Consider the following 13,713-nt stretch of genomic DNA (forward strand, 5'->3'; position numbering starts at 1 on the left):
GAGGTAATTTAGAATGGCTGCTGCTCGTAAAACAAATACACGTAAACGCCGTGTAAAAAAGAATATTGAAGCTGGTATCGCTCATATCCGTTCAACGTTCAATAACACAATTGTAACGATTACGGATACACAAGGTAATTCTGTTTCTTGGTCTAGTGCCGGAAGCCTAGGATTCAAAGGTTCTCGTAAATCGACTCCATACGCTGCTCAAATGGCTGCAGAAACTGCTGCAAAAGCATCAATTGAGCATGGATTGAAAACGTTGGAAGTTACTGTTAAAGGTCCTGGTTCAGGCCGTGAAGCTGCAATTCGCGCCCTTCAAGCTGCCGGACTAGAAGTTACTGCAATCAGAGACGTAACACCAGTTCCTCATAACGGATGCCGTCCGCCAAAACGTCGCCGTGTATAAATTGTTTGTATAGATTTTGTGTCCCTGTCAATAATGGGTTATGATACAGTTATTTATGAAACGAATCAGCGTTTCGTTTCCTAGCACATACGGGACTGAACATTGGGGAATTTCGGTTAGAATCTCTTGATTCTTTCCGGGGTTTCGACGTTTTGAAGGAGGGTTTTATGTGATGATTGAAATTGAAAAACCAAAAATCGAAACGGTTGAAATCAGCGACGATACGAAATATGGGAAGTTCGTCGTGGAGCCACTTGAGCGTGGATATGGTACAACACTGGGTAACTCCTTACGTCGTATCCTTTTATCCTCACTTCCTGGTGCCGCTGTAACATCGATCCAGATAGATGGTGTTCTGCACGAATTCTCAACAATCGAAGGCGTTGTTGAAGATGTTACATCGATCATCTTAAACATTAAGAAACTCGCACTCAAAATCTACTCCGAAGAGGAGAAGACACTTGAAATTGATGTGCAGGGTGAAGGTATTGTTACAGCCGCCGATATTACGCATGACAGTGATGTAGAGATTCTAAATCCGGATCTTCAAATCGCTACTTTGGGAGAGAATGCGAGTTTTCGAGTTCGTTTGACTGCTCAAAGAGGTCGTGGATATACTCGTGCTGATGCAAACAAGCGAGATGACCAGCCGATTGGCGTTATCCCGATTGATTCTATTTTCACTCCGGTATCCCGCGTTTCTTATCAGGTCGAAAACACTCGTGTAGGCCAAATTGCAAACTACGATAAACTTACACTCGATGTTTGGACAGATGGAAGTACTGGACCAAAAGAAGCCATAGCACTAGGCTCAAAGATTTTAACAGAGCACTTAAATATTTTTGTCGGTTTAACTGACGAAGCTCAGCACGCGGAAATTATGGTGGAAAAAGAAGAAGACCAAAAAGAAAAAGTTCTTGAAATGACGATTGAAGAGCTTGATCTTTCTGTTCGTTCTTACAACTGCCTAAAGCGCGCTGGCATTAATACCGTTCAAGAGCTCGCGAACAAAACAGAAGAAGATATGATGAAGGTTCGCAACCTTGGACGCAAATCGCTAGAAGAAGTAAAAGCGAAGCTGGAAGAGCTTGGGCTTGGCCTTCGCAAGGATGATTGACTAGTTACCATGTGAACTAGCATTTTCTTGTGTAAGAAAGGAATTTCGTTTAAAGGAGGGAATCCACATGTCATATAGAAAACTAGGACGTACAAGTGCTCAGCGTAAAGCGATGCTTCGTGATTTAACGACTGATTTAATCATTAACGAGCGCATCGAAACAACTGAAGCACGTGCGAAAGAACTTCGCTCAGTAGTTGAAAAAATGATCACGCTTGGTAAACGCGGAGATTTGCATGCCCGTCGTTTAGCAGCTGCATATATACGCAATGAGGTTGCTAATGAAGAGAACAACCAAGATGCTCTTCAAAAGCTATTCTCTGATGTTGCGACTCGCTACGAGGAGCGCCAAGGCGGATACACTCGCATTATGAAGCTTGGACCGCGCCGTGGTGACGGAGCTCCGATGGCTATCATCGAACTCGTTTAATCAAATATCGTGTGCGATTAAAAAGAAGGGCGTGGCAGTTGATAAACTGAATCTATGCCCTTTTTTTTAGCTTTTTTACGTTGGAGAAGGAAAGGGTGCCGGGCTATGGACGATAAGACGCTGATCACTGCCAATAACATTACATTCCGTTATCAAGAGAATTCGGCCAAGCCGGCTTTAGATAACGTTTCATTTCAAGTGGAGCGCGGGAAATGGCTGGCGATCGTAGGACATAACGGCTCTGGAAAATCAACGCTTGCCCGCGTCTTAAATGGATTGATTCTTCCGGATGAGGGGGAAGTTATCGTTGATGGCCTGCAGCTTACAAAAGACTCAATATGGGCCATTCGAAAGAAGATCGGCATGGTCTTCCAAAACCCTGATAATCAGTTCGTCGGCAGCACCGTACGTGATGATGTGGCTTTTGGTTTAGAAAATAACGGTGTACCCCGCGAGGATATGATCGAACGAGTTGATTGGGCGACCAAACAGGTAAATATGCAAGACTTTCTTGATCAAGAGCCGCACCATCTATCCGGCGGGCAGAAGCAAAGGGTAGCGATTGCGGGAGTTCTTGCCGCCCGGCCCGATCTGATCATTTTAGACGAAGCAACGTCTATGCTGGATCCGCGCGGAAGAGAAGAAGTCTTGGAAACAGTCAGGCAGTTAAAAGACAAAAGCATGGTTACCGTCATTTCGATTACCCATGATTTGAACGAAGCAGCCAAGGCTGACCAAATCATCGTCATGAATGACGGAAAAAAATATGCGGAAGGCACCCCTGATGATATCTTTAAAATGGATGACCAGCTTGTCGAAATTGGTCTCGATTTGCCTTTTTCATTTCGTTTGAGCAGGCTGTTAAAAGAAAAGGGAGTGCCGCTTACGAAAGATCATTTGACGCATGAAGGGCTGGTGGATGAGCTTTGGACATTACAATCAAAGATTTAGAGCACAGATACCAGATGAAGACTCCCTTTGAAAGGCTTGCTCTTTTTGACGTCAACGCCGAGATCAATGAAGGAAGCTACGTCGCAGTAATCGGCCATACGGGATCAGGGAAATCCACCCTGCTTCAGCATTTGAATGGCCTTTTAAAGCCGACAAAAGGGAGCGTTACATTGGGCGGCACAGTATTAGAAGCAGGAAAAAAGAATAAGGATTTAAAAAGCTTGCGAAAAAAGGTAGGAATCGTGTTTCAATTTCCCGAGTATCAGCTATTTGAGGAAACCGTGTTGAAGGATATCATATTCGGGCCAATGAATTTCGGAGTCAGTAAACAGAAAGCCGAAGAAAAAGCGAAAGAGCTGCTTCACATGGTCCATTTACCTGAAGACGTTCTGGAACGATCTCCTTTCGAATTAAGCGGCGGTCAAAAGCGCAGGGTCGCGATTGCGGGAGTGCTGGCAATGGAGCCGGAAGTCCTCGTTCTCGATGAGCCGACGGCAGGGCTTGATCCAAGAGGAAGGCAGGAAATTATGGACATGTTCTATGACCTTCATCAAAAAAGCGGCGTGACGACGATTCTTGTCACACACAGCATGGAGGATGCCGCACGATATGCAGATGAAATGATCGTTATGAACAAAGGTACGGTGAAAGCTAAAGGAACCCCGCGTGAACTCTTTTCAAAAGAAACGGATATATCCTCACTCGGGTTGGACATGCCTGAAACAATAAAGTTTCAGAGCCTGCTTCAGCAAAAGCTGGGAAAATCTTTTTCCTTGCCGGCTTTGTCAATCGAAGAAACGGCTGACGAAATCCTCGCACTCCTGCAGAAGGAGAATGCCTTATGATAGATAGCGTCATTATTGGTAAATATGTACCCGGCTCATCGATTGTTCACAGGCTTGACTCGAGATCAAAGCTATTATCGATCTTTTTCTTTGTCTTTATCGTATTTCTAGCCAATAACTTCCTTACTTATGTGATACTCGGCCTATTTACACTTTTTACGGTGCTTCTGACAAGGCTGCCGTGGCGTTTTTTGCTTAATGGGTTAAAACCAGTTCTAATTATTATTTTATTTACGTTTTTGCTTCATATATTGATGACAAAAGAAGGCCCGGTTCTTTTAGATCTTGGTTTTCTTAATATTCACCAGGGAGGCTTGGTTCAAGGGGTCTTTATTTCGTTGCGGTTCGTTTATCTTATTATGATTACAACCCTTCTAACTTTGACGACGACTCCCATTGAATTGACAGATGGCATTGAAAGCCTTCTGGGTCCCTTGAAAAAAATCAAGCTGCCTGTTCATGAGCTCGCATTGATGATGTCGATTTCTTTGCGCTTCATTCCGACCCTCTTAGAGGAAACAGATAAAATAATGAAGGCGCAAATGGCAAGAGGTGCAGACTTCACAAGCGGTCCGATAAAAGACCGGATTCAAGCCATTGTTCCTCTTTTAGTCCCTTTATTTGTCAGTGCCTTTAAACGCGCTGAGGATCTTGCTACTGCGATGGAAGCAAGAGGTTATCAAGGAGGCGAAGGGAGAACGAAATACCGGCAGCTTGTCTGGGGCTTGAAGGATACAGCAGCCCTGTTTTGCCTATGCATTCTGGCTGTCGTATTATTTGTTTTGCGAACTTAGGTGATCTGTATGAGAATAAAATTAATTTTATCCTATGACGGAAGTCGGTTTTACGGATTTCAGGTCCAACCGAACCAACGAACGGTGCAAGAAGAGCTTGAAAAAGCATTGAAAGTGCTTCATAAATCGAAAGAGAAAATCAGTGTCATTTCATCAGGGAGAACAGACAGCGGTGTCCATGCAGTCGGCCAGTGTGTTCATTTCGATTCTCCGCTTTCGATCCCTGATCACAAATGGCCTTATGCCTTAAATTCATTGCTGCCGCCTGATATCGTTGTCAGACAAGCGGAGACGGTGGATGAAAGCTTTCATGCCAGATACGGGACGAGTTGGAAGGAATACCGCTATTTTATCGATACAAGCAAGCATCCTGACGTCTTTCGTCGCCTGTATAGCTATCATTATCCATATCCATTTGAGCTGAAAGCGATGCAGGAGGCAGGAAACCTCCTTGTCGGTACCCATGATTTCACCAGCTTTTGTTCTCCTAAAAGCGGTAAAGAAAACAAAGTGCGAACCATTTATAAGCTGGAATGGGAGAAAACCGATGAAGGCCTGCAGATGATCATTGTTGGGAATGGCTTTTTATATAATATGGTCCGGATTATTGTCGGAACGCTCCTTGCTGTTGGCTCAGGCAAAATATCGCTGGATCACATTACGGATATCATAGAGGCTAAAAACCGGCAGGCTGCAGGAAAAAAAGCACCTGCTCACGGCCTCTATTTATGGCAAGTGAATTATGACAACTAATCCAGGTGTAACATTAGCTTGACATCAGGACTAGAAAGTTATAAGATATCATATGGTATGTATTTCAACCCCACAAATAAGCCCCGGAAACTTATTCGTGTTTTGAAATAGAACGTAGCAATTTGTTTATTGAAACTTTAACATATGGAAATGAACCAGGAGGGAAATATAATGCGTACAACACCAATGGCAAAAGCAAGTACAGTTGAACGTAAATGGTATGTTGTTGACGCAGCTGGTAAGACGCTTGGTCGTCTGTCTACTGAAGTTGCTTCAATTTTGCGCGGCAAGCATAAGCCGACTTATACACCAAACGTTGATACAGGAGATCATGTGATCATCATCAACGCTGAAAAAATCGAATTGACTGGTAAAAAACTATCAGACAAAATCTATTACCGCCATACTCAACATCCAGGTGGGTTAAAATCAAGAACTGCTCTTGAGATGCGTACAAACTATCCAGAAAAAATGCTTGAACTAGCGATCAAAGGCATGCTTCCTAAAAACTCTTTAGGCCGCCAAATGTTCAAGAAATTAAATGTATATCGTGGCGCTGAGCATCCGCATCAGGCACAACAACCAGAAGTTTACGAGCTTCGAGGATAATTAAGGGAGGTTAACTATTTTGGCACAGGTTCAATATTACGGTACAGGCCGCCGCAAAAGCTCTGTAGCACGCGTGCGTTTAGTACCAGGCGAAGGACGTATCGTTGTTAATCAACGTGAAATTACAGATTACATTCCATCTCCAGCTCTTATTGAAGATATCAAACAACCGCTAACTCTTACGGAAACTGCTTCTAACTATGATGTATTGGTTAGCGTAAATGGAGGCGGCTACGCAGGACAATCCGGAGCAATCCGCCACGGAATTGCCCGCGCACTTCTTCAAGCGGATCCAGAATACCGTTTGACTCTTAAACGTGCAGGCTTGCTGACTCGTGACGCACGCATGAAAGAACGTAAAAAATACGGTCTTAAAGGCGCTCGCCGTGCACCTCAGTTCTCAAAACGTTAATTATTGGCGTTTGGAAGGCTCTCAGACCTTTTGGTTTGGGGGTCTTTTTTATGCCTGAAAACGATTTTGACCACATATCAATCTAGAGGGAACGGTACTAGAAAAAAAGTAATTTTAAACCACCTATATATGTTGGATGCCATTAAATTTCTTGCTACACTCTGATCACGGAATATTTATAAAGGTATCGTATTTTATTTATGAATTATAAAAAATTTAATAAACCATTCTAAACAAAGGTGCACATAAAAGAACGGAGCTGTTTAGTTGAATAGCGGTCTTTTTTTATCGTCAAAAACGCGGACGGCGAGGTCGCAGGTTACTGTGGCCCAATCGAGGAAATCACGAGGTTGTTAAGATTGGGGGTATGGATTACACGAAAGCCGCCTGCCGGTTCTTTACCCGGTAAGCGGCTTTCTTCATGTCACCCGACAACTTGAAACATGATCACTCTCATCGAATTTCGAGGAGCCACCACCAGTCATTGTGGTCACGGCCATCGAAGCCGGTTACCTCCTGTTGGCCGGCAGTCCAGCGGGAATCGCTGAGCCCGCGGTGGGAGTGAAGCGTATGGTTGGTGCTCAGGTGGACAAGTCGGACTCGTCGCTGAGCGGTCCACTGACCACCACCGTCGACCTCGACCCGCCAGTTGTCGTTGTCGTCTCCCTGATCTCCGGCGCCAAAGCAGGTCACCTCCTGCTGACCGGTGACAGGGGAAGGGTGTCCCGAGTGGCTGTGCAGGTTGCATTGCGTAACCACGTGCTCAAGCCGGATCACATCGCCATGTTGGACTACTTCATCTTTCCTATGATTCGCTTCCGTACCATGTGGTCCCTTGACCCTCCAGAGGTCATTGTCATCTGCCCCTCTGAAGCAGGTTACCTGCTGCTGACCTGAGCTGCCGCGGTGGCCGTAGTTCAGTGCGTGCGAATGGAGAGTCAGCCCCGTCATGAGATGACTTACCTTAATGGTCTGACCGTATCGGACCGCAGCATTGGCCGCAGGCGGCATGGTCGTGAACACAGGCGGGGTCTTCTGCTGGTAGTCGACTACGAAAAATCCCCGCCAAGGGTCGGTGTTCGTGGCGTCAAAGTGAGGGTTGCCTGGTTCGGAGGACAAAACTACCTCCCTTCCTACCGTGTTGTTATCGTACACGAACACTTTCATAATGTCAGCTTTCGAATGCCACTCATACCCATAGGCTAGAACCTGGTGATTCTTCGATCCGATCTCCCCGAGGCTGGTTGCATCTATCAGCCCGAGGACAACCGGCTGACCGGCATCGATGCGCGACCGTAGCTTTGGAAATTCTTCCTCCTTCGTCCAGCGGGTAACTCCCTTTCCTCCAAAGGTGGTAGCATGATCGGACGCTACGGACCAATGAATATACTTGATGGAGGAAGGTACAAGGAAGCTGTCCATAAGCCGACTGTAAATGTAATCCGCAAGCCAGTGTCCATCCGGGGGAACATTTGCATTAAACAAGTTCCCGGCGTATTTCGGAACTGGAATGCCCCCGAGGAAGTAGTCGAGCGCGGCAAAAGCCATTCCGCCGCACCGTCCCTCGGTTGTCACCTGTCCATAGCCCGGAATCTTAGCCACAGAATTGATGAAACTGTTTGGAAACAAAAACCCGTGATCCGCTGGGTTAAAACCAAGCTTTCGACTATGGCGCCACGTTCCTGAGTCCCAGATCGCATTTCCCTGGTTGGTGTAGACCACCGCATTCCCATCGTCCTGAAGAATGAGATATGCTCCGGCGTTCCCCCAGGTGTCAGAAGACCAGACCGCCTGTCCATTTGCCTTGTAGACGACAAGGTTGCCATCATCCTGCATGACTGCTTTCACGGCACCACTGCCGTCGGTGCCGGACGCCCAAACCGGTATGTTGTTGCCTCGGTGTACTTCATAGAGTACGAAGTTCCCATCATCCTGCATGATCAGGAATGCTCGCCCATTGTTTGCGGTGATCTGTTGGTTTGCTGTTAGTTCTTGCCCCGGCTTAAGCTGGTCGGCCATCTTTTAATCACTCCACTCGGAAAGGTATTGGTACCATTTTCAATGGTTCCCGTTGCTTCTATACAACAAAAAAATTAACCAAATCTTTGTTGTTTTTGGTTATCATTACGTTTTACAAAACTTTCATTCCCGTTGATTACCTGGAACAGCCATGTGTACACCACCTATCTCAATCAATCTCAGAACAATGAAGCTGAAATGCTTCTCAAAATGGTTATGAGCATATTACAAGTTTTATGCAAATAAGTCTAAAGGTCCAGTCGATTGAAAAGATTATGACTAAGGCCACAATTTGTCCAGATAATTAACTAGATATAAAGAGGTATTTTTTGTAGGAAAGGAGAATAACTTGAATCGTTGTATAAAAAGCTATGGGGGAGTTTTTTATGAAAAAATTGTTTTCATCGATTTTAGTTTTTTTGCTGGCCTTTTCACTAGCATGGACGGCGGAAGCGGCTTCATCAATTCAAAATCCACAGACCGCAGTTCAGGTAAATGGAGAGTCCCAACTACAAAAGATGTTACCTATTGCTTCAGTAATGCCTGATGATGGAGCTACTGGTGTTCGACCTGATACACAAATTGAAATCAGTTTGGATGAGAAGGCTCCCGCATTCAAGAGGTTTCAAAAAAAGATTTCAAGCGGAAAATTTGATGTTGCCATAAACGGCATTTCCACCGAAAGTACATACGATCCTGAGAGCAAACGAATTACCGTTACTCATGGAAATCTAAAACGCCATTCAATTCAAGAGGTTACCCTGTCGGTTAAAGCCGACTTAAAAAGCACAGAGAACAACTCAAATAATGCTAGTTATACTTTTTCTTTTCAAACGGGCTCGGCTATAGGAGAAGCAACAAATCTTTGGGCTGAAGTGGAAAACGCACGGGTTTCTACGAAAGAAGAAGGAAAAGTGAATATAAAAGTTACAGATGATTATGGAAATCCAGCTACTAATGCAACAGTACATGTTACGAGTGATAGCTCCACGTTGAAATCAAATCCCTTGGTAATAGATGAGGATGATAATGGAGAAGGCAGCATCGGCTTACGTAATAACAAAGCTGAAACCGTCAATTTAACCATCACTTCCCAAGATAACACATACTCTGATGCTGTAAATAAACAAAGTGTTCAAAAAGTCATTGAATTTTATACTCCGTCTAAATTGCAGTTCAGAGCAGAAAACATTCTTTTAATTCAACAAGTTTTACCTTGGGAATCGAGCATCTGGAATCAAACATTTAATGAACATAATATGACTTATACTGTCGTTGACTCAACTAAACTTGCCACCGTAGATTTTAGTCAATTTGATCGTATAGTGTTAGCTTCAGACCAACCACAAAGCGTCTATTATGTTTTGCGAACTCGTATGGCCGAAATAGATGAATGGGTCGCAAATGGAGGTGTTCTCTACTTTGGCGGTGCGTGTATGGGATGGCAACAGGGAGATTGGGCAATAGGTCCGAATAACATAAGAAAAACCCAAGCTTATCATTATACAAATTTCGTAGTGAACACTGATTCACCGATTACAAAAGGTTTACCTGAATCACTATATTATTACTACGCTTCTTTTAGTATACTTGATAACTTACCGTCAAATGCAACCGTCCTTATGGCCATAAGAAAAAACGGTACTTTGCCGACGACAGCGTACTTTGAGTCAGGAAACGGCTTTGTGTATGTTACAACAGCGACTATTGAACTGCCAGCACTTAACTCAGAATCTTATTGGCGTGTATTGTGGGATAACACATTCTCCCACTTGTTCCTTGGATCAAAATAGTATAAAAAACTTTTTCTTTCTTTACTCAAATTGTTATAAGGGTATTACACACAACTTATATATATTTTTGTTGCTTACCTATCTTAAAGCCATACAAAACCATAAATGCTGGCGTTTGGAAGGCCCCAGGCTTTTTGCTTGGGGGTCTTTTTTATGCCTGAAAATGCTTTGGACCACCTATTTTTGGGCAGTGTCTTCACCAAGTGATGCCGAGAAAATTTTAAAAATCAATTGACTTTTCAGAATAATCCGTATTATATTAAGGTTGCCGAAATTATTCGTAATAGTAAAATACAGTTTTATATTATAAAACGGAAGGGTGATATGGTATGCCCATCATTCAATCAGTAGAACGAGCCCTTCGTATCCTCGACCTATTTGACGAACATACAACTGAGCTAAAGATAACAGATATCAGCGAGCTTATGGGCCTGCATAAAAGTACGATTCATTCTTTACTTAAAACTCTTCAGGAATATGGATACATTAAGCAAAATTCGGAAAACGGAAAATACGGATTAGGAATGAAGCTTTTTGAAAGAGGAAATTATGTTATTCAGTCATTAGATATCAGGCATATAGCAAAGAAGTATTTAGTAGACCTTTCATTAAAAACAGGGCAGACCGCCCATCTTGTTATTTTAGATGGAAAAGAAGGGGTATACGTAGATAAAGTGGAAGGCCCCATGGCTGTTATCCTTTATTCCCGGATAGGAAGACGAATCCCTCTCCATTGCTCTGCTGTTGGAAAGGCCTTAATCGCTTTTAAGAAGGAAGAAGAAATACAAAAGGTTTTAAACGGATATGATTACTTTAAAAAAACAGAAAACACCATCACAAACAAAGCAGATTTCATGCTTGAACTTGAAAAAGTTCGTACTCGGGGATACGCAATAGATAATCAAGAAAATGAGCCAGGGGTTCGCTGTATTGCAGTACCCGTTCGAAATAATGAAAATGAGACCATTGCTGCTATTAGTCTTTCTACTCTTGTTGCCCGCGTTGATGAAACTCAGTTAGAGGAGTTTGCTGCTCAACTAAAGGCAGTCGGCTCCGAATTATCAGAACAAATGGGATTTGGGATACTATTAAGATAAATCGGATCCCTTCTTTCATGTTTATATATTAAAACTGAGTTTTATAATATAAAACATTTATCAGGAGGTATGGTATGCGTATCATTCGTTATGTAAATGAAAATTCTGTTGCGATTCTGGCTGCATTAACAAAAGAGGGAAAGGTTTATCCACTGCCTCAAGCGGATTTTATGAAACTGGTCCAACAAGCAAATGACCAAAATCTTTCTCTTCTGGCCTTTGTTGAAAGCGCTGTCTTGGGTGTGGATCCAATTTCTCATTCTGTTGAAAGTTTATCTTTGCTGGTTCCTATTGAAGCGCCAGAGGTTTGGGCTTCCGGTGTCACCTATGAAAGGAGCAGAGATGCCAGAAACTTTGAGTCTTCAGAAGGAGAAATTGAATCAGTTACGTTCTATGACAAGGTTTATGATGCAGAACGCCCGGAGATTTTCATGAAGTCTACAGCAGCTAGAACAGTGGGTCCAAATGATGAAGTATGCCTTCGCAGTGACTCTCATTGGCAAATCCCAGAGCCAGAGTTAGGGCTTGTCATAAATAGCAAAGGAGAGATTTTAGGATACACGATAGGAAATGACATGAGCTGCCGGGATATTGAAGGGGAAAACCCGCTTTATCTTCCTCAGGCGAAAGTTTGGAAACATTCCTGTTCCATTGGACCGGCCGTCCTTCTGGCAGAAACGGTTCAAGATCCTTATCAATTTGAGATCACATGCAGAATTTATCGAGGCGGCTTAAAAGTTGTAGAAGAAAAAGCGAGTACGCGCCAATTAAAACGAACGTTTGATGAACTAGTTTCCTATCTGCTTAAAGATAATCAGATTTTTGATGGCACTGTTTTATTGACTGGTACATGTATTATACCGCCCAATGAATTCACCTTAGCAGATGGGGACAGAATCGAGATCGAAATCTCTGATATCGGTGTTTTACAGAATCCTGTCCGCTTGGCGAATCCAGCCATACCAACTTCATAAACAGATATTTATAAGAAAAATGTAAAGCGGGAGAGGTTATTTATGAATACAGATTTTAGGACTGTAATGATGAAACCGCATGATAACGTAGCTGTTGCTTTAATGAGTTTACCAGCAGGGAGCCATGTCCAAGTGGCATGCCAAGATGAACGCTTTTTCATTGAAATGAAAGGTACGATTGAATTCGGGCATAAGTTTGCCGTCAAACCAATTTCCAAGGGTGAAGATATTCTTAAATACGGGGAAGTCATTGGGGCAGCCACAAAAGATATTGAACCGGGAGAACATGTTCATATTCACAATCTAGAGGGAAAACGCGGGCGGGGGGATAAAGTTGGAGTGGAATAATGAAAAGACATTTTGGGGATATAGGCGTTCCGATGGCAGAGTTGGAGTGAGAAACCATGTGCTGATTTTGCCAACGATTACTTGTGCAACGCAAGCCGCAAAACAGATTACGGAATTGGTGCATGGCACTGTCTCTTTTATTCATCAGCATGGGTGTGCCCAGGTGGGAGTAGATTACGACCAAACCTTCCGTACATATGTAGGAATGGGGACAAATCCGAATGTTTATGGAGTTGTTGTTTTAGGGCTTGGTTGTGAAACCCACCAAGCACGCAGTGTAGCTGGAGAACTGGCAAAGACAGGAAAGCCGGTTGAAGTGGTTTCGATTCAAGATCACGGAGGAACGCTCGGTGCAATCGCCGAAGGATCTAAAATTGCCGCAAAAATGGTTCAGGATGCTTCTGCTCAAATGCGAGAATTATGCGATTTTAGCGAGCTCGTGATTGGAACAGAATGCGGGGGTTCGGACGCATGTTCCGGATTATCCGCAAATCCTGCAGTTGGAGTGGTTAGTGACATGCTGGTTGATCATGGAGGTACTGCTATTTTAGCAGAAACAACAGAGCTTATTGGTGCTGAGCATCTATTGGCTCAACGTGCGGCCGATGATAGAACTGCCAAACGTGTATATGAAGTAATTGGGGCTATGGAAAACCGGGCAATCAAGATGGGCGTTGATATTCGAACGGGAAATCCAAGCCCTGGAAATATCAAGGGAGGCTTAAGTTCTCTGGAAGAAAAGTCGTTAGGCGCTTCGAATAAGTCAGGCAGCAGGCCTTTGCAGGAAGTGATTGATTATGCCCAAGCTCCATCGAAAAAGGGTCTGGTTTGGATGGATACACCTGGACATGACATTGAGCAGTTGACGGGCATGGTTGCAGGAGGAGCTCAAATTGTCCTGTTTACCACAGGAAGAGGTACTCCAACCGGATCTCCCATTGCCCCTGTTATTAAGATTGCGACAAATACAAGAATGTTTGAAGAAATGGGAGATAACATGGATTTGAACGCTGGAACGATCATCGAAGGAAAAGAGTCGATCGAATCGGTTGGTCGGCACATTTTAGATGAAATCGAGCTTGTTGCTTCCGGGAAGTTTACGAAAGCAGAAATTCTCAAGCAGCATGATTTCGGTATTTGGCGAATTGGGCCTACATTTTAA

Annotated in this window: 15 protein-coding genes; 14 read left to right on the plus strand and 1 reads right to left on the minus strand. The window is 43.7% G+C overall.

Annotated elements, in window-relative coordinates:
* The first annotated feature begins 13 nt into the window (after nucleotides 1-13).
* From rpsK to rpsI, 9 genes are all read left to right on the plus strand, one after another.
* The gene (rpsK, locus tag AM592_RS18745; RefSeq protein ID WP_053605197.1) at nucleotides 14-409 is read left to right on the plus strand and encodes a 30S ribosomal protein S11; all 396 of its coding nucleotides are present in this window, start codon (nucleotides 14-16) and stop codon (nucleotides 407-409) included.
* 172 nt (nucleotides 410-581) lie between these two features.
* Nucleotides 582-1,526 carry a DNA-directed RNA polymerase subunit alpha gene (locus AM592_RS18750; RefSeq protein ID WP_053606172.1) on the plus strand — a complete coding sequence of 315 codons (945 nt, stop codon included), beginning with the start codon at nucleotides 582-584 and terminating at the stop codon, nucleotides 1,524-1,526.
* Between the two features lie 67 nt (nucleotides 1,527-1,593).
* Nucleotides 1,594-1,956: a 50S ribosomal protein L17 gene (rplQ, locus tag AM592_RS18755; protein WP_053605198.1), complete on the plus strand. Its 363-nt coding sequence runs from the start codon at nucleotides 1,594-1,596 to the stop codon at nucleotides 1,954-1,956.
* Nucleotides 1,957-2,061: 105 nt separating this feature from the next.
* Complete coding sequence (locus AM592_RS18760; protein WP_053605199.1) at nucleotides 2,062-2,907, plus strand: energy-coupling factor ABC transporter ATP-binding protein; 846 nt, start codon at nucleotides 2,062-2,064, stop codon at nucleotides 2,905-2,907.
* Nucleotides 2,883-3,752: an energy-coupling factor ABC transporter ATP-binding protein gene (locus tag AM592_RS18765; RefSeq protein WP_053605200.1), complete on the plus strand. Its 870-nt coding sequence runs from the start codon at nucleotides 2,883-2,885 to the stop codon at nucleotides 3,750-3,752. The genes AM592_RS18760 and AM592_RS18765 overlap by 25 nt, the downstream gene beginning before the upstream one ends.
* A complete protein-coding gene (locus AM592_RS18770; protein WP_053605201.1) occupies nucleotides 3,749-4,546 on the plus strand; it encodes an energy-coupling factor transporter transmembrane component T family protein in 798 nt (265 codons plus the stop codon). The genes AM592_RS18765 and AM592_RS18770 overlap by 4 nt, the downstream gene beginning before the upstream one ends.
* A 9-nt stretch (nucleotides 4,547-4,555) precedes the next feature.
* The gene (gene truA, locus AM592_RS18775; RefSeq protein ID WP_053605202.1) at nucleotides 4,556-5,299 is read left to right on the plus strand and encodes a tRNA pseudouridine(38-40) synthase TruA; all 744 of its coding nucleotides are present in this window, start codon (nucleotides 4,556-4,558) and stop codon (nucleotides 5,297-5,299) included.
* Between the two features lie 171 nt (nucleotides 5,300-5,470).
* Nucleotides 5,471-5,908: a 50S ribosomal protein L13 gene (gene rplM / locus AM592_RS18780; RefSeq protein ID WP_053605203.1), complete on the plus strand. Its 438-nt coding sequence runs from the start codon at nucleotides 5,471-5,473 to the stop codon at nucleotides 5,906-5,908.
* Between the two features lie 19 nt (nucleotides 5,909-5,927).
* The gene (gene rpsI, locus AM592_RS18785; protein ID WP_053605204.1) at nucleotides 5,928-6,320 is read left to right on the plus strand and encodes a 30S ribosomal protein S9; all 393 of its coding nucleotides are present in this window, start codon (nucleotides 5,928-5,930) and stop codon (nucleotides 6,318-6,320) included.
* A gap of 453 nt (nucleotides 6,321-6,773) precedes the next feature.
* On the opposite strand, the gene AM592_RS18790 is transcribed toward rpsI, so the two are convergent.
* On the minus strand, nucleotides 6,774-8,339 hold the full coding sequence (locus tag AM592_RS18790; protein WP_053605205.1) for an MIR domain-containing protein: 1,566 nt from the start codon (nucleotides 8,337-8,339) through the stop codon (nucleotides 6,774-6,776).
* A 386-nt stretch (nucleotides 8,340-8,725) separates the two neighbouring features.
* Between AM592_RS18790 and AM592_RS18795 the strand changes: the two genes are divergently transcribed.
* The 5 genes from AM592_RS18795 (at nucleotide 8,726) to AM592_RS18815 (ending at nucleotide 13,713) form a co-directional block, all read left to right on the plus strand.
* On the plus strand, nucleotides 8,726-10,132 hold the full coding sequence (locus AM592_RS18795; protein ID WP_053605206.1) for an Ig-like domain-containing protein: 1,407 nt from the start codon (nucleotides 8,726-8,728) through the stop codon (nucleotides 10,130-10,132).
* Between the two features lie 329 nt (nucleotides 10,133-10,461).
* Entirely contained in the window at nucleotides 10,462-11,229 is a 768-nt protein-coding gene (locus AM592_RS18800; protein ID WP_053605207.1) for an IclR family transcriptional regulator, read from the plus strand.
* A 74-nt stretch (nucleotides 11,230-11,303) separates the two neighbouring features.
* Nucleotides 11,304-12,203: a fumarylacetoacetate hydrolase family protein gene (locus AM592_RS18805; RefSeq protein ID WP_053605208.1), complete on the plus strand. Its 900-nt coding sequence runs from the start codon at nucleotides 11,304-11,306 to the stop codon at nucleotides 12,201-12,203.
* Nucleotides 12,204-12,245: 42 nt separating this feature from the next.
* Complete coding sequence (locus AM592_RS18810; RefSeq protein ID WP_053605209.1) at nucleotides 12,246-12,551, plus strand: UxaA family hydrolase; 306 nt, start codon at nucleotides 12,246-12,248, stop codon at nucleotides 12,549-12,551.
* A complete protein-coding gene (locus AM592_RS18815; RefSeq protein WP_053605210.1) occupies nucleotides 12,538-13,713 on the plus strand; it encodes a UxaA family hydrolase in 1,176 nt (391 codons plus the stop codon). Before AM592_RS18810 ends, AM592_RS18815 begins: the two co-directional genes overlap by 14 nt.

The sequence above is a fragment of the Bacillus gobiensis genome (assembly GCF_001278705.1).
GTDB lineage: Bacteria > Bacillota > Bacilli > Bacillales > Bacillaceae > Bacillus > Bacillus gobiensis.